The sequence below is a fragment of the Alteripontixanthobacter muriae genome, from assembly GCF_013336795.1.
Classification (GTDB): Bacteria; Pseudomonadota; Alphaproteobacteria; order Sphingomonadales; family Sphingomonadaceae; genus Pseudopontixanthobacter; species Pseudopontixanthobacter muriae.
Genome location: NZ_JAAFZT010000006.1, coordinates 1 through 15699, shown reverse-complemented (window position 1 = coordinate 15699; position 15699 = coordinate 1). Strand labels below are relative to the sequence as shown.

The window sequence follows — 15699 nt, the reverse complement described above, 5'->3', positions numbered from 1 at the left end:
TAAAATCCGCACTTTGGTTTACCCGGTCATAACCTTTTCGGTTCTATCGCTCTTGTGTGACCGACAACAGCCAAGACCTTCCGACCTTGCCCGACGATCTGCCTGCCTTGGCGGTTCTAGGTCTGACCGATCCGGAAACGGGTGACTGGGCGCGGCTGCGCGGATTGCAATATTCCTATTTGGCACGGGTCAGCACCACGCGCGTCGCAACGCATTTCATTGCTGCGGCGCTCGTCGTGCTGATTTATTTCGGCCAGGTTTCCGTCGTGGTTCAGTTCGGCTGGCTGGCGGCTCTTGCCGTGGCTGTCTACTCGGCCATTCGCTACGACAAGGGGCTGGGTGATGCCGACAAGCGGCGCATGACCCGGGTCGAATTCAACAAGCAGGCGATCAGCCAATCCTTGATCGCGCTGGTCTGGTCCGCGCCGATGCTGCTGTTCATGCCTTATGGCACGCAGGGCGAGCAGATGGCGCTGTGGGCCATTGCCGCCATGCTCGTGACCAGTGCGGCGCTTCGCCTTTCCGCTGCGCCGCTCGGCACGGTAACTTTCGCGATGATCACCGGTCTGACGGCTGTCGGTGTGTTCTGCTGGCAGGGCGCCTACGACCTTGCTGCGACGGTGGTGGTCTTCGTCGTCCTGTCGATTCTCGGCACGATAGAGGGCGCACGCAACTATTTGAAAGCCCGGATTGCGGAAGCTGGCGTGGTGGAAAAGAGCGAAGTCGTTTCGCTGCTTCTGCGCGAATTTGAAGAGAACGAGGCCGACTGGCTCTGGCAGGTCGACACCGCACGCCGGATCCGTTCGGTTTCGCCGCGCTTTGCCTTCGCACTGGGCCGCACCACAGACGAGATCGACGGCTTGCCCTTCCTGCAACTGATATCGGGCGATGCGTGGGAGACGGGTCAGTTTTCCACCAGCCTGCACGATCTGGCCGAACGGCTGAAGCGGCGGGAGAATTTCTCCAATCTCATCGTGAAGGTCAGCATTTCCGGCGCGACGCGCTGGTGGGAATTGTCCGGAACACCGATGCTGGACGAGCGCGGAGCCTATCTCGGTTTCCGCGGTGTCGGCTCCGACGTGACGGAACAGCGGGAATCGTCCGAGAAAATCGCCTATCTTGCGCGTTATGACACCCTGACGGGATTGCCCAACCGGCTGATGCTGAACGAGGCCCTGGGTGAGGCCATGCGCTATTCCAAGCAGTGGCGGTCGCGTTGTGCCTTCCTGATGATCGACCTCGACCGGTTCAAGGCCGTCAATGACTCGCTGGGACATCTGGTCGGCGACCAGTTGCTGGCACAGGTCTCCGGCCGATTGAAGGGGCTTCTCGGCACCAACGAGATGTGCGGCCGCCTCGGCGGGGACGAGTTCGCCATCGTCATCCGTGACGCGGATAAGAAAGGCCATGTGCAAACCGTCGCCGACGCCATCATCAGCGAGCTTTCGAGGCCCTATGACATCGAGGGGAACACCCTGTTCGTCGGCGCCAGCGTCGGTTCCGCTGTCGGGCCACGTGACGGCGGCACGGTCGAGGAATTGATGCGCAATGCCGATCTCGCGCTCTACCGTGCCAAGGATAACGGCGGGTCCGAACATTATTGCTACGAACCTGCGCTGCACGCCTCGGCAGAGGAGCGGCGCAAGCTGGAATTTTCGCTTCGCCGGGCGCTGGAAAATGAGGAACTCGATCTCGCTTTTCAGCCTGTCGTGGATGCCAACAGCGAAGCCATCGTGAGCTTCGAGGCTCTCGTCCGCTGGAACAGCAAGGAACACGGCTTCGTCAGCCCGGCCAAGTTCATCCCGCTGGCGGAGGATACGAGGCTGATCGTGCCGATCGGCACCTGGGTGATGGAGCGCGCCTGCCGCGAGGCCGTGAACTGGCCTACCCATGTTCGCATCGCCGTCAACGTCTCGCCCGAGCAACTGGTCGAACCGGCTTTCGCAGATACGGTCGTCAACGCCCTGCGGCGGAGCGGGCTGGAGGCTCACCGGCTGGAAGTGGAGGTGACCGAGAGCATCTTTCTTCGCGACGCCAATCTGGCGCGCGCCGCGCTGGAGCAGGTCATGGCGCTGGGCTGCACGGTGGCACTGGACGATTTCGGCACCGGCTATTCATCACTCGGTTATCTGCGAAAACTGAAGTTCTCGACCATCAAGGTTGATCGCAGCTTCGTGCAGGGCGCGGCTCAGAACAGCGCCGAAAGCCTCGCCATCATCCGTGCTGTCGTGGCGATGGCCGATAGTCTCGAAATGGCGACGACTGCCGAAGGCGTCGAAACGGCCGAGGAAGCCGAGATGATCCGCAAGATGGGATGCACGAAGATCCAGGGGTATCACTTCGGACGGCCGATGTCCGCATCCGATGCCCGTCAATTGTTCGTGCGACAGGCCAGACTGCGAGCCTGATAAGCCGATCAGCAGCCCCGTGCCGCCTCAGGCAGGGGCGAGAGCGTTCAACATGCTTTCGAACAGGATGCGACCGTCCGTTCCGCCATGCGCCGCGTCCACCGCTCGTTCGGGGTGGGGCATCATGCCGAGGACGTTACCGCCTGCGTTCAGAATGCCCGCAATATCGCGCCGCGATCCGTTGCAACTGTCCAGGTAGCGAAAAGCAACCCTGCCTTCGCCTTCAAGCCGGTCCAGAGTTTCCTCATTGGCAAAAAAATTGCCGTCGTGATGCGCGACCGGAATGGTAATCTCCTGACCGGTAACGAACCCGTTCGTAAAGCTGGATTCCGCATTCTCGACCCGCAAGGGCATGTCCCGGCAGATGAAATGCATGCTCTCGTTCCGCATCAGCGCACCGGGTAGCAGCCCGCTTTCGGTCAGCACCTGGAAGCCGTTGCAGACGCCGAGGACGGGTACGCCGCGCGCCGCGGCGGATGATACCGCCTTCAGGACCGGGCTGCGCGCGGCCAATGCGCCAGAGCGGAGATAGTCGCCATAGGAGAACCCGCCGGGCAGGGCGATCAGATCCAGCCTCTCCGGCAAATCGGCATCGCCGTGCCAGATCCGCAGTGGCGCATGACCGGTGACGGTCTCCAGAGCCACCGCCATGTCGCGGTCGCAATTCGAGCCGGGAAAGGTGATGACGGCTGCGGAAAAGCTCATCAGGCGACCTTCTCGATCCGGTAATTCTCGATGACCGTATTGGCGAGCAGCTTGCGGCACATTTCCTCGATGGCTGCGTCGCTGGTGTTGTCCGCCACCTCGAGTTCCACCATCCGCCCGATGCGGACGTCCTCGATACCCTGGAAGCCGAGCCCTTCCAGCGCATGGTGTACGGCGCGACCTTCGGGGTCGAGAACACCCGGCTTGCGGCTGACGTGAATTCGTAACTTCATGATTGGCCTGTCTCGTTCCGGATCTGGGGATTCGATGCGCCTATGCCCTGTGCGGCGACTGCGAGCAAGCGGCAGCCCTCAAGGAGCGTCCTTCGCAAAAGACTGGATGCAAACAGATGGGTCCGGCGTTGCAAATGCGCCGCCGGACCCATGATAGTGTCTTGCTCATGTCCCGCAGATCAGTTGGCGGCAGCAGCAACCTCTTCTGCGACGACGCGAACGGAAAGCCGCTGCGCAGGGTCGAGATAGCGCTGGGCCAGCGTCTGGAGCTCTGCGGGGGTGACAGCTTCGAGATTGGCGCGCCGCTGCCTGATGCGGTCCAGTCGCTCCGCTTCGCCCTGCGCGCTCGAGACGTAGGCCGCCCAATAGCCATTGTCGGTCAGGGATTGCTGTTGCTGCTCCAGCGCCGGATTGCGGGCGCGGGTGAGGAGGTCGGCATCCACCGGCGCATCACGAAGTTGCCGGGCGACTTCGAGAATGGCCGCTTCCACCACGTCCATCTGTGCCGGATCGACAACCGCGCCAGCCGCCAGATAGCCGAAGTCGGTGAAATCTTCAGACATGCTGGCGCCGACGCTAGCTCCATAGGTCGCGCCAAGGTTTTCACGCAATTCTTCCGTCAGCATCAGGCGCATTACCGAACTGAGCATCGAGATGCCTGTTTCGAGACGATAATCGCTGTCGTCCGGCAGCGGCCAGTAATTGTTGACCATCGCCTGGTCGGCCTGTCCGCCATGGGTCAGCACGACCGGCGTCAGATCTTCACGGAAGCGAGCTGTCCTTTGGGCTGCGAAGTCCGGCTGCTGCACCATTCTTTCAGGCAATGCGCCGAAGCTTTGTGCAACGGCGGCGATGGCGGCATCTTCGTCGATGTCGCCGACGATGCCGATCTCGATCGGGGCGTCGGCCGCGTTGGCCAGGTACAGGCTGCGAAGGTCTTCCAGCGATAGCGCGGAAAGCACTTCACGTCCGGGTATGCCGAAGCGCGGGTCGTCATTCGCGATGATCGTCGGTACCTGCGTGGCGGCGACGTTCTGCGGGGTGGCGTTCAGCTGTTCGGAGATAACGTCCACCAGCGAGGCGTAGCGGGACTGCGCCTCGGGACGGAAACCCGCATCCGTCAGATAAGCGGCGCTGACCTTCATCTGAAGTTCGAGATCTTCCGGAGTAGTCGCCCCGCCAACAACGAAGGCATCCACGGCAGGCTGGAAGCCGGTGGTGACATTGCGCCCGGCCAGCACTTCCTTCAGATCCTCTTCCGAATTGCGTGCGGTGGCCGCATTCGATCCTACCGTGGACAGCATCAAAGCGTAGCCCGAATTCTGCTCAGGCAGGATGAACTGCCCGCCGGACATGGCCACGTTGAAGCGAACCCGCCCCGGCTCGAAATCGGTCTTCTTGATATTCAGGCGTACGTTGTTGTCGAAGCGCACGGTACGGATGTCGAGATCCTCGATCCGCTCGTCGGAAACGACGGTACCGGGCGTGCCGAAATCGTCATAGGCGAACATGACCTCGTCGGCTGCGTCCATCGGCACGACATCTTCGGCCAGGCTGGCCAGATAGGCTCGCTGTATAGCCTCTTCACCGCCTTCGATCTGCTTGCCGGCAACGTGGACGACTGGTGCGCTTCCGTCGAGCAACTCGCGGAATTGTGCGTTGACGGCGTCGAGCGTCAGATCGCCGCGATAGGTCTGGAAAAATTCGTAGCGCCAGGCGGGGTCGGTGAGGAAATCGTCCTCGGCAGCGATGGCGACGATGTCGTTGGCGATCTGCGCGTTAGTACGTGCCTCGGCCTGTTCGACAGCCGTGCGATAGGCAGTCTCCCGATTGGCGAGATAGCGATCGAGTTCACGCTGGGTGAAACCGAACTTGGCCGCACGGCGAGCTTCGGTTTCGAGCAGTTCCAGCCCTTCCTGCCATGCGCCATCGCGGGTCGTCGCACGCAGAGTGGTGGTGTCGGCGGCATCCTCATATTCGCTGAGACCGATGCCTGCATTAAGCACGTTGGAATCGGCCGCGCTGGTCAGGCGCGACAGGCGCTGGTCGAACAGGCCGGTGGCGGCAGAACGCAAGGAGGCTGCGCGCCTCTCGGTTACCGTATCGGCAGGGTCGTCATAGGGCCGCATGATCTCGATCAGGACTTGCGAGGGTGCTGCCGGATCGATGAAGGTATCGAAAGCGGCAGGACGGTTCATGTCCACGCTGCCGAGCGGGGCGGGGGCACCGGCTGCACCTTCGGCCTGCCAGTCGGAGAAAACTGCGCGGATCTTCGCTTCGATAGCGGCGGGGTCGAAGTCGCCGACCATGATGAGTGTCGTGTTCTCCGGCCGGTAATAGCGGTTGTACAGCGCCTTCAGCCGCTCCGCCGGAGCGGTGGTGAGCACTTCATCCGTACCGATGGGAAAACGGTCCGCATAGGGCGTGTTCGGCGCTGTGAAGCGCAGCTGGTCCATGATCTGGCGTAGCTGGAAGCTGTCGCGCGCCCGGCGTTCACCGACTATGACGCCGCGTTCGCGATCGACGGCAGCAGGGTCGAACAGGATCTCGCCGGCAGTCTCGCGCATCAGCATCAGTCCCGTATCGACGAGGTCGTCGCTGGTCTGCGGCAGGTCGAGCATGTAAACGGTTTCGTCAAAGCCCGTGTAGGCGTTGGTATCGGCACCGAAGGCGAGGCCCTTGCGTTCGAGCAGCTTGACCATTTCTCCTTCGGGGATGTTGGTCGTGCCGTTGAAGGCCATGTGTTCGATGAAGTGAGCAAGTCCGCGCTCGTTATCGGCTTCGGCCAGTGACCCGAAGTCGACATGCATGCGGATGGCGGCGGTGCCTTCGGGCTTGTCGTTCTGCCGGATGGCGTATTTCATGCCGTTGTCCAGCTGGCCGTAGATCACCGAGGCATCGGGGACGACGTCGGTCGCTTCGACGTTCCAGCCCTCGACCGGGCCCTGTGCAAGTCCGGGTGTCGCGACAAGCAGGACGGCGGCGGATGCGCCCGCCATGGCAGCCCTGGCAAATCGCCGGGAGAAAGATGTGCTGTTCATTAGATACGACCCCTCAATTGCGTTGCACATGACAGGGGGCGCATACGTGCGCTGACCATCCGGCCATGCACTTTCCTGACTACTGCAATTTAGGGCGAGGTCAAATACGCGCTCTGCCGGCAGGGCAGGCGCTTCGACCAGCGACAGGAAACCGGATAGGGGGCCGCCTGCTCCTTCAGGAGCGCGCCCGATTACTTCTTCGGCTTAGTATTCCGCAATTTTCCGCGATGCGCCGACATGTCGAAAACCTCGCCGGCACTGCCATCGTCATTCTGGAGCAGGCCCAATCTGCGGGCGACTTCCTGATAGGCTTCTTCCTCGCCGCCCAGGTCGCGGCGGAAGCGGTCCTTGTCGAGCTTTTCGCCCGTGTTCATGTCCCACAACCGGCAGCCATCCGGGCTGATCTCGTCGGCCAGAATGACGCGGGCGTAATCGCCATCCCACATCCGGCCGAATTCCAGCTTGAAATCGACAAGCCGGATATTGATCGCCGCGAACATGCCGACGAGGAAATCGTTGATGCGGATGGCCATGCTGGCGATATCCTGCATCTCTTCGTTACTGGCCCAGCCAAAACAGGCGATGTGTTCTTCGCCGACCAGCGGGTCACCGAGCGCATCATCCTTGTAGCAATATTCGATCAGCGTGTGCGGCAGCTGTTCGCCTTCCTCGATCCCCAGTCGCTTGCTCAGCGAACCGGCGGCGACATTGCGGACGACCACTTCGATCGGGATAATCTCGACCTGGCGGACCAGCTGTTCGCGCATGTTCAGGCGGCGCAGGAAATGGGTGGGTATGCCGATCTGGGCGAGGCGGGTGAAAACGAATTCGCTGATCCGGTTGTTGATCACGCCCTTGCCGTTGATCGTGCCCTTCTTCTGCGCGTTGAAGGCCGTGGCATCATCCTTGAAATACTGGATGATCGTGCCGGGTTCCGGCCCCTCGTAAAGGATCTTGGCCTTGCCTTCGTAGATCTGGCGGCGACGCGACATGATGTTTTCCCCACACGCGATGGCCCATCTGGATGGACTGCGCAAAAATACGATAGCCCTGGCCGCAAAACATCCGCGCTTCGCAGGGGCCGGGGCGCCGTGCCGCCTCTACACTTGCCTCCGGCCTAAAGCAATCGCTGCTTCGGCGGCGGAGCGGCCATTTACCGCCGCCGATCGCATCGATCAGCCGTGAAGCTTGCTCGAGGTCTGGGCCACCCGGCGACCCAGGTAGCGGGCGCCGTCCAGTTCAACCTGACTTGGCTGACGCGAGCCATCCGGGCCGGCGATTGTGGTCGCACCATAGGGCGAGCCGCCCTTGACCTCATCAACGCCGTTCTGGCCGCCGAAACCATAATCCAGCCCGACGATGGTGCAGCCCATGTGCAGCAGGTTCGTCAGTATGGAGAACAATGTGGTCTCCTGCCCTCCGTGCTGGCTGGCGGTGGAAGTGAATGCGGCGCCGACCTTGCCGACCAGCGCACCCTTCATCCACAACCCGCCGGTCTGATCCCAGAAGCTGGCCATCTGGCTGGTCATGCGGCCGTAGCGGGTCGGGGATCCCACGATGATGCCGTCATATTTTTCCAGGTGATCCGGTCCCTCGATCTGATCGTGGTCCTTCATGCCGGTAAAGCCTGCACTTTCGACAATTTCGGCCGGCGCGGTTTCAGGTACGTGGCGGATGTCGCATTCGCCACCCGCATCGCGAACACCTTCGGCCACTGCGTCGGCCATCGCGCCGACATGGCCATAGGATGAGTAATAGAGAACAAGAATGCGCGCCACGTAAGTCTCCGTCGTTTGTGAATGTCTAATCAAGCAACGCCGTCACGCTTAATCGTTCCGGCTTTTGCTGCACTTGCGAAGGATGCAATCGTGCCACACCTGTGCTTCAAACGCAGTATTCTTGCGGGTTGCATCGCGCTGCCGGTTGACTTGCCGCGACTTTGAGGCAGTTTAAGCAATGACGCATCAACCTCCCCAGGGGATGCCAAGAAAAAAATTAAAAATTTGGGAGAAATTTTGGTGAACACACCCCGAACTGACGGAACGAGTCCGCGTATTTTTGGCGCTGCTGCCAGGTACGCGCTGGCCACAGGCGTTTCGCTGGCCGCAATGGCTGCGCTGCCGTCGAGCCTTGCTCATGCGCAGACCGTAGGAAACACCATCGCTGAAAATGCTGATGTCGAGGAGCCGCAAGAGCCGCCCTTGATGACGACGCAGGATCGCAGCGACTTCGAGATCGTCGTGACCGCACAGGGCCGTCAGCAATCGCTAGCCGATGTTCCCATCGCCGTTTCCGCCGTTTCCGGCGACCTGCTGGAAAAATCGGGCACCAGCGACATTCGCGAACTGAACCAGGTCGCACCTTCGCTGCTGGTTTCCTCGACCGGTAATGAGGCGAACGGCTCGGCCCGTATTCGCGGCATCGGCACCGTGGGTGACAACCCGGGCCTCGAAAGCTCGGTCGCCGTGTTCGTCGATGGCGTCTATCGTTCGCGCTCGGGCAATGCGCTCAGCGAACTCGGTCCGATCGATCGTATCGAAATCCTTCGCGGTCCGCAGGGAACGCTCGGTGGTCGTAACGCTTCGGCGGGTCTTATCAGCGTCTACACCGCGCAGCCCGAGTTCGATTTCTCAGGCTATGGCGCTTTCAGCTACGGCAATTACGACATGTACCGCGTCGAAGGCGGCGTGAATGTGCCTTTCGGCACGACGCTCGCCGGCCGGATCGACGGCGTCTACATGAAGCGCGATGGCTTCTACGATGACGTGGTCAACAATGTGGATGTGAACGATCGCGACCGTTATCTGCTGCGCGGCCAGTTGCTGTTCGAACCCAGCGTAGACCTAACGGCGCGGGTAGTTGTCGATTATTCCAAGAAGGACGAGGCCTGCTGCGCGGCCGTTTTCGTGACGCCTGAATTCAATCCGCTCGCCCGCGTGAGCCCCGGCCTGGATCCCTACAACCGGCCGCTCGGCGGATCGCCGGGCCTCAACAGCACGGGCAATCCGATCATTCCCGTCCTGCTGGCGTTGGGTCAGGATCCCCGTGCGCTGACGGACGATATGTTCGAGCGCAACCTCTATCCCACGCGAGGCCGTACTTTTGAAGGCGAGACCGAGGATTACGGAATTTCGGGCGAGATCAACTATAATCTCGGCGACATCTCGCTGACCTCGATCACCGGCTATCGCGAGTATGAAAATTTCCAGGGATCGGACACGGACTACACTGGTGTCGACATTCTCTACCGCACGCCCGGCCCGAATGCAGGTGCCCGTCAGTTCAAGACCTTCACGCAGGAAGTGCGCCTTCAGGGTTCGCTTTTCGCAGACCGGCTCGACTGGCTGGTCGGCGGATTCTACGCCAATGAAGATCTGCAGGTTCGCGACAATCTGCGTTTCGGAACGCAGTACGGTGCGTTCGCTCCATGCCGGATCGTGCTGGCGGTGAATCCGGCGCTGGTGGCGCCGGGCGGCACCGGCTGTCTGAGCGCGGGCGGGCGTGCAGCGCTGCTCGGCGCGAATGGCGGAGCGGGAGCCTTCGGCCCTGCGACGCCGCTCATTCTTGCCGGCCTGAACAATCTGTCGCAATTGAACGACCTCGGCGGTACGGGCGATGTCTATAATCAGCAGAGCGAAAACTACGCGTTCTTCACGCACAACATCTTCCACATCACCGACAAGCTCGATCTGACCCTTGGCCTTCGTTATACCAACGAAACCAAGGACTTTGACGCGACGCTGGCCAATGACAACGTTATCTGCCCGCGTAACCGGCAGCTGCTCAGCGGCCTCCTGGGCGTTCCCGCTCTTGCCGGGCTCGCTGGTGGCCTGATCTCGCTTTCCTGCCAGGGCAACTCGACCTCGGAAATCGACGGCCTGACGTTGAACGACAGCCGCGATGAAGACGAATTCACCGGCACGGCCATCCTGTCCTACCAGCCGAACGACGATCTGCTGTTCTACGGCAGCTATTCGCGCGGCTACAAGGCGGGCGGTTTCAACCTCGACCGTTCGGCGCTTACGGGCACGGCAGGTCTGGGCGTGATCCTCGGGCCGCTGGTGGCGGGCGATGTTGCAAACCTTCAGTTCGACGAGGAAACGGTTGATGCATTCGAAATCGGCGCGAAATACTCGAGCCGCATGTTCTCGGCCAGCGTCGCTGCATTCCGCCAGGAGTTCAGCAACTTCCAGCTGAACACGTTCAACGGGTCGGTCTTCCTGGTGCAGAACGTCAATGCCTGTTCCACCGATCTCGGCGGAGCGGATACGGATGCGAGCGCCGCAACGGGTGCCTGCCTCCCTGAGAACGTTCAGCCTGGCGTGATCTCGCAGGGTATCGAAGTCGAAACCACGATCTCGCCGGCACGCGATTTCGACGCCACCCTCGGCTTCACCTACACCGATACCAGCTACACCGATGATCTTATCGGCGACAGTGATGGTACCCCGCTGGACCCGGCCTTGCGCCTGCTGCCTGGTGACAATCTCTCCAACGCGCCTGAACTGGTCACCACCGGATCGCTGACCTGGACACCGCCCATCGGCGATAGCGGGCTGAACGGCCTGTTCTTCCTCAATGCGCGTATGACCAGCGACTACAACACCGGTTCCGATCTGCTCTATGGCAAGGAACAGGACGGCTATGTGGTGGTAAATGGCCGGATTGGTATCACCGGACCCGATCGGGCCTGGGCTATCGAGGCATGGGCGCAGAACCTGTTCGACGTGGATTACACGCAGGTCGCGTTCAACACTCCCTTTGTTGCTCCGCAACAGACCTATTCGGCGTTCCTTGCCGAACCGCGCACTTACGGTCTGACGGTTCGCGGACGCTTCTAAGACGCTGTTCGTCGCGGCAAATGAAGGCCGCTTCCCGGAAGGGAGGCGGCCTTTTTCTTGCGCGCGGTGCAGATCGTGTGCGGATCTGGCGGGCGAACAATAGCGTCTGATAAGCGGCGCGCGGTGTCTGCAGCGAGGCGTCCCGGCCTTCATCCCTGGCCGGCAGACCCGATCAGGTGACTGCGATAAGCCACGCCTGCACTCGTGATCTGTTCAAGGAGGAGCAGGTGTGGTGCCAAGGGCGTCATCCCATAGAAGGCTGAAATCTTAGGGTTCCTGAAAAAGCGAGACGACGTGACCCCCAGCTTTCCTCCAGCGCGGGTTTGAGCCGAGCGGCGGGGAACCCGGTGTTTGCGCATCTGGAGTCCGGAGATATTGCTGTCACGATGCAACCTTTCGAGAACCTTTCCGAAATCGCTCGGAATATTACACGACTTCAGATTTCCTCGGCTGCGATCATCATTTGCGGTGGGGATTGAATGTTCTCATCTGCCCGCCCCGGTAGTGATCGAGAGCGGATTGCCGCTCGGCATCATTCCCGCAGGGACCGCCGCATCTGTCCGCGAATGGGCCGCTTGCTGACAGTCCGCTAATGCGCAGCGAGCACCGGAAGGGCGACATTCAGCACCCAAGCCATCCCAGAAAAATGTCACTCCCGTACGGAGCGATCTTCTGCAGAAGCCGCTTAGCCGCCCATCACCGGCAATCAGGCCGCTGTACAGACTACGGTTGTGATCACACCCGCCCATGCGAAGCCCAGAAACAGGACCTCGAATTTGTAGCGCTTCAGGCGATCGACCATCGCGAATCTCCTCCGTTTGCACAACACTTTTGGAGAAGGGGCAAGCGCAGGTCATTCAACTAAATCAGTTCTGAAAGGAACCCGGCTTCGCGCTGCGTCAACGCGAGCCTTCATACCGCCCTGAGGGTCTTCAGCATGACCGAACATCGACAGTCTCATCGGGAACGATGGAGCCTGCTCGGCTTTCTGAATACATGCGGTTCTTCTTCCATCTTCACAACGACATAGAGACACTAGACGAGGAAGGCCGAGATCTTCCCGATGCAGACGCCGCTTTAGCCCTGGCTATAGACGAGGCGCGCCTGATGGCTGCGGAAAGCGTGAAAACGGGTCATCTGGACCTTACTCATAATGTAGAAGTGACCGATGAGAGCGGCGCTACGTGCTTCAGGGTTAGTTTCGGAGATGTCCTTGCAATTGCGGACCGGCAGGAAAAAAGTCACCGATGATCGAAAAACTTTTTGCCACGATACAGGAGCGCTACGCGTTCTCTGAAGAAGAGCGGGACCTGTTGCGCGACAAGATGCAGGAGACGGCAGACTTCGTTCCCGGAGACATAATCGCACCGGAAGGAGAGGAAATCCATTACTCTTCGCTGCTTGTTGCTGGAATTTCATGTCGTTCGAAATGCACTGCCGATGGAATGCGGCAGATCATGCAGTTCAATATACCCGGAGACTTCGTTGACCTTCACTCCTATCCGCTGGAGATCCTCGACCATAGCATCACGGCTCTAACCAAGTGCCGCATAGTCAAGCTACCGCACCGAGACATCACCGCGATCATCGAGAGCAATCCCCGCCTCGCGCGCATCCTCTGGTTCGCGACTATGGTGGATGCATCGATCCATCGGGAATGGCTGGTCTGCCTTGGGAGCCGAGCAGGTACTAAAAGGGTAGCGCACCTGTTCTGCGAAATGTTCTACCGGTTCAGGGTAGTCGGCTTGACTGAGGATACGACCTACAACTTCCCCGTAAGCCAAGCTGAACTGGGCCAGGCCCTTGGCTTCACGTCCATCCACATCAACAGGATGCTGCGAGACCTGCGGGACCAGGGGCTCGTTACGTTCCGCAACAAACTTGTCGAGATTCACGACCTCGACGCTCTTGAGCAATTAGCGGAATTCGATCCTGGATATCTCTACCTCGGGCGGCGGAGCAGCTGACGATTCGGTGCTCCGCTTAGGAACCAGCTTCAGGCGACTGTTGCGGACGCGGAACGGCCGGGGTGACACGTCCTGAGGAGGGGCTGAAGAGGATTGTAATCAAGCCCGGGGTTTTGGCCTCGTCAAGACGGCCGCTGGCGCAGCCGAGCGTGCCGGTTGCATCTGATCCGATCGGAGTTGATCGCAGAGCGGCCATGCAAAAGTTTCGGCCGATCGAAGTCAAGAACTGGCAGGTGATATAGATTGGCTTGATCTTCCTCGACGCGCGGCATTGTTCGGTCGGAATATGCAGCTCGGCGTTTACGATGCAGGATAATTCGCCGCAGATCGCTATGAGGTTCCGCCTGATGCCCTCACCTGTGCAACCTACCCATGACAGGCCCATTTACAGGCGCCATCCAGGCAGCGCGCATGTTGCATTTGCTTTCAGGCACCCCATCTAAGCTTCATCGTAGTGGCTTCTTCACCGTGAGCGCCCTCGACTGAGAGACTTAGAGCTCCCGCTTACAGCAAGGGAGCGCCATGATGTCTGAACCTCAAGCAAATTCCAGCCGTGAAAAAGCACAAGTCTGGGATAACGAGGGCGGGAGTATCGCGCCCGAACATCTTGCCGGCTCTCTCGGTGTGGTGCGCCACATGACAGAGACTTATTCTGTGGGCGGGTTCCGTTACACGAACCTCGATGATGCGATTGCACAAGCGCGGCGGATGACCGAGCTCGAACGAGAGCTCCTTCTCTGATCCCCAGCGCAATATCGGCCCAGCTATGTTGGTGTCGCGCTGCCGCCTACCGAACCGTCCATCATGATCTTCAAGCTGATAGTTGAGCGGTACTTCACATACGACAGGGAGGCTTACAGATGGCCGAAGAAAAGATCAGCGCACCTGCTTCATACTGGCGGCGACGCCCGAAATCCTTCCCAATTCCCGCTGCAGAGGCTGAGCGGCAGGGTGCTATCACGCGTTTGGCCTTTCTCCTGCTCGGCAAGGATGCTGCCATCGCATTTCTCAACACTGAACACTCAGGTCTCGGTGGCAGACCGCTCGATCTTGCAACTGGCAGTCCGGCGGGAGAAAGTGAGGTCAGCGCCATCTTGCAACATCTGGCTGCAGCCGCTGGCGAGATCATCGGTTCAAAGGCAGTAGCACCGTGAGAAAAGGCACGCTCATCGCGTATGATAGTGGACGGGGCGCCGGCCTCATTCAACCCGATTCAGGCGGACCTGTCATTGTCTTCGGGATGGTCGATCAACCGCGGCTCTATCCCGAGCCAAAGCTCTTCCAGCGCTATAGCTACAGCGTGCTCGAGGCCATTGATGGCGGACAGCCCCGAGCATTCAATCTGGCAAAGTCAAGCAGGCTGAACAGACAGGTAGAACCCGGTTTGTGTGCCCCCAGTCAAGTGCCCCTCGGCAATCAGGAGAGCTTCATGGGGCTCAATGAACTGCTACATTCTCGTCAACTCGCCGTCATGAACTTGTCAGTTGCGGGAAGCGGTGACGCCTCAGGCCGTCGAAGCGGCGCCTGACGCGCGAAAGTGTCATGCCATCAATTAAAACAGGAGCAGATGATGTCGAAAAGTCAGAAGAAATCAAACCGCGAGATCCGGAAGCCTAAAGCTGTAAAAATTAAGACAAACGCATCACAGCCGAGCCTGAAACCGGGATCGATAAAAGGTTTGGAGACGATCAAGAACAGCTGAAATCACGCGGCTACAGGGCCAGGCTGGTAGAAGGAAATGTCAGGATGCCTATTCGCACGACCCGATCGCAGGTGACATTCAACGTTCCGTTTGTGCTTGCAGAAGTCGATGGCGAGCTGCCGGCGGGCACTTACGATATCGATACGGACGAGGAGGTTATCGAAGGGAACGAACGAACGGTTTACGTCAGGACCGCAACGTTGATCCACATTCGTGGACTTGGATCAACCCGCATAGTGACGATCGATCCTTTGGGTCTCGAAGCGGCCTGCGCAGATGAGCAGCATGGTTCTGGATGAAACGATATTGTCAGTGCTTACCCGACACGGAAAGTGCAAACAACTCGTCCTCGACTGAAACTGATAACGAACCGACGCCGAAGTCGTTTGGCACTCTCGATCAGAGAGTGCCGGTGTAATCGAAGAAGCTGGCCAGGATGTTCCCGGCGGCGGCACTTCCTTGCGTTATGCTTCACGCGCGCTCGACAACATGGCGGGCGCAAACGACGATCAGACGCGCGGCATCGATATCGTCTGAAAAGATCTGCAGGCGCCATTTCGCCAATTCGCTTGGTCTTAGGGGCCCAACAGCCTCCTTGACAGGAAGACAATTGAGGCAGAACCTCTTTCGCTTCAGGCAAACGAACACGGCAAGTATCGGGTCGCTCTCGATGGTGGCTGGCATGAATGCCCGCGGCGCATCATCACTGCCAGGCGAAGCGCTCTCATGACCGAACCAGATCCAGACACGCTCAACGAACTCGTAGGCAAGATGCTCGGGGACCTGGGGGGCGCCTTCAGTG

At 60.0% G+C, this 15699-nt stretch carries 14 protein-coding genes; 8 read left to right on the top strand and 6 right to left on the bottom strand.

Annotated elements, in window-relative coordinates:
- The first annotated feature begins 56 nt into the window (after nucleotides 1–56).
- The gene (locus tag G7A66_RS02455) at nucleotides 57–2408 is read left to right on the top strand and encodes a putative bifunctional diguanylate cyclase/phosphodiesterase (protein ID WP_332310470.1); all 2352 of its coding nucleotides are present in this window, start codon (nucleotides 57–59) and stop codon (nucleotides 2406–2408) included.
- A 27-nt stretch (nucleotides 2409–2435) separates the two neighbouring features.
- On the opposite strand, the gene purQ is transcribed toward G7A66_RS02455, so the two are convergent.
- The 5 genes from purQ to wrbA form a co-directional block, all read right to left on the bottom strand.
- Nucleotides 2436–3113: a phosphoribosylformylglycinamidine synthase subunit PurQ gene (gene purQ, locus G7A66_RS02450; RefSeq protein WP_174294131.1), complete on the bottom strand. Its 678-nt coding sequence runs from the start codon at nucleotides 3111–3113 to the stop codon at nucleotides 2436–2438.
- Nucleotides 3113–3346, bottom strand: coding sequence for a phosphoribosylformylglycinamidine synthase subunit PurS (purS, locus tag G7A66_RS02445; RefSeq protein WP_174294130.1), 234 nt, complete (start codon nucleotides 3344–3346; stop codon nucleotides 3113–3115). Before purS ends, purQ begins: the two co-directional genes overlap by 1 nt.
- Nucleotides 3347–3525: 179 nt before the next feature.
- Nucleotides 3526–6345, bottom strand: a complete 2820-nt coding sequence (locus G7A66_RS02440) for a M16 family metallopeptidase (RefSeq protein ID WP_174294129.1) — start codon at nucleotides 6343–6345, stop codon at nucleotides 3526–3528.
- A 233-nt stretch (nucleotides 6346–6578) separates the two neighbouring features.
- Nucleotides 6579–7379 (bottom strand): phosphoribosylaminoimidazolesuccinocarboxamide synthase, encoded by an 801-nt coding sequence (purC, locus tag G7A66_RS02435; protein WP_174294128.1) that lies wholly within the window; start codon nucleotides 7377–7379, stop codon nucleotides 6579–6581.
- A gap of 183 nt (nucleotides 7380–7562) precedes the next feature.
- Complete coding sequence (gene wrbA / locus G7A66_RS02430; RefSeq protein ID WP_174294127.1) at nucleotides 7563–8165, bottom strand: NAD(P)H:quinone oxidoreductase; 603 nt, start codon at nucleotides 8163–8165, stop codon at nucleotides 7563–7565.
- 330 nt (nucleotides 8166–8495) lie between these two features.
- Between wrbA and G7A66_RS02425 the strand changes: the two genes are divergently transcribed.
- The 7 genes from G7A66_RS02425 to G7A66_RS02395 all read left to right on the top strand — a co-directional run bounded on the left by G7A66_RS02425 (nucleotide 8496) and on the right by G7A66_RS02395 (nucleotide 15196).
- Nucleotides 8496–11228 (top strand): TonB-dependent receptor, encoded by a 2733-nt coding sequence (locus G7A66_RS02425; RefSeq protein ID WP_174294126.1) that lies wholly within the window; start codon nucleotides 8496–8498, stop codon nucleotides 11226–11228.
- Between the two features lie 996 nt (nucleotides 11229–12224).
- Nucleotides 12225–12479, top strand: coding sequence for a DUF6894 family protein (locus G7A66_RS02420; RefSeq protein ID WP_174294125.1), 255 nt, complete (start codon nucleotides 12225–12227; stop codon nucleotides 12477–12479).
- Nucleotides 12476–13195, top strand: coding sequence for a Crp/Fnr family transcriptional regulator (locus tag G7A66_RS02415; protein ID WP_174294124.1), 720 nt, complete (start codon nucleotides 12476–12478; stop codon nucleotides 13193–13195). Before G7A66_RS02420 ends, G7A66_RS02415 begins: the two co-directional genes overlap by 4 nt.
- Before the next feature lie 522 nt (nucleotides 13196–13717).
- Complete coding sequence (locus tag G7A66_RS02410; RefSeq protein ID WP_174294123.1) at nucleotides 13718–13936, top strand: hypothetical protein; 219 nt, start codon at nucleotides 13718–13720, stop codon at nucleotides 13934–13936.
- 119 nt (nucleotides 13937–14055) lie between these two features.
- Nucleotides 14056–14349 (top strand): antitoxin Xre/MbcA/ParS toxin-binding domain-containing protein, encoded by a 294-nt coding sequence (locus tag G7A66_RS02405; protein WP_174294122.1) that lies wholly within the window; start codon nucleotides 14056–14058, stop codon nucleotides 14347–14349.
- The gene (locus tag G7A66_RS02400) at nucleotides 14346–14723 is read left to right on the top strand and encodes a hypothetical protein (protein ID WP_174294121.1); all 378 of its coding nucleotides are present in this window, start codon (nucleotides 14346–14348) and stop codon (nucleotides 14721–14723) included. The genes G7A66_RS02405 and G7A66_RS02400 overlap by 4 nt, the downstream gene beginning before the upstream one ends.
- 218 nt (nucleotides 14724–14941) lie before the next feature.
- A complete protein-coding gene (locus tag G7A66_RS02395; RefSeq protein WP_174294120.1) occupies nucleotides 14942–15196 on the top strand; it encodes a hypothetical protein in 255 nt (84 codons plus the stop codon).
- Nucleotides 15197–15368: 172 nt separating this feature from the next.
- Here the strand turns inward: G7A66_RS02395 and G7A66_RS02390 are convergent.
- On the bottom strand, nucleotides 15369–15699 hold a 331-nt coding region (locus G7A66_RS02390), incomplete at its 5' end, for a hypothetical protein (RefSeq protein WP_174294119.1).

What these genes read in the sequence shown, in the direction of transcription:
- purQ (WP_174294131.1), bottom strand. Translation starts at nt 3,113, where the DNA reads ATGAGCTTTTCCGCAGCCGTCATCACCTTTCCCGGCTCGAATTGCGAC.
- purS (WP_174294130.1), bottom strand. Translation starts at nt 3,346, where the DNA reads ATGAAGTTACGAATTCACGTCAGCCGCAAGCCGGGTGTTCTCGACCCC.
- G7A66_RS02440 (WP_174294129.1), bottom strand. Translation starts at nt 6,345, where the DNA reads ATGGCGGGCGCATCCGCCGCCGTCCTGCTTGTCGCGACACCCGGACTT.
- purC (WP_174294128.1), bottom strand. Translation starts at nt 7,379, where the DNA reads ATGTCGCGTCGCCGCCAGATCTACGAAGGCAAGGCCAAGATCCTTTAC.
- G7A66_RS02425 (WP_174294126.1), top strand. Translation starts at nt 8,496, where the DNA reads ATGGCTGCGCTGCCGTCGAGCCTTGCTCATGCGCAGACCGTAGGAAAC.
- G7A66_RS02420 (WP_174294125.1), top strand. Translation starts at nt 12,225, where the DNA reads ATGCGGTTCTTCTTCCATCTTCACAACGACATAGAGACACTAGACGAG.
- G7A66_RS02415 (WP_174294124.1), top strand. Translation starts at nt 12,476, where the DNA reads ATGATCGAAAAACTTTTTGCCACGATACAGGAGCGCTACGCGTTCTCT.
- G7A66_RS02410 (WP_174294123.1), top strand. Translation starts at nt 13,718, where the DNA reads ATGATGTCTGAACCTCAAGCAAATTCCAGCCGTGAAAAAGCACAAGTC.
- G7A66_RS02405 (WP_174294122.1), top strand. Translation starts at nt 14,056, where the DNA reads ATGGCCGAAGAAAAGATCAGCGCACCTGCTTCATACTGGCGGCGACGC.
- G7A66_RS02395 (WP_174294120.1), top strand. Translation starts at nt 14,942, where the DNA reads ATGCCTATTCGCACGACCCGATCGCAGGTGACATTCAACGTTCCGTTT.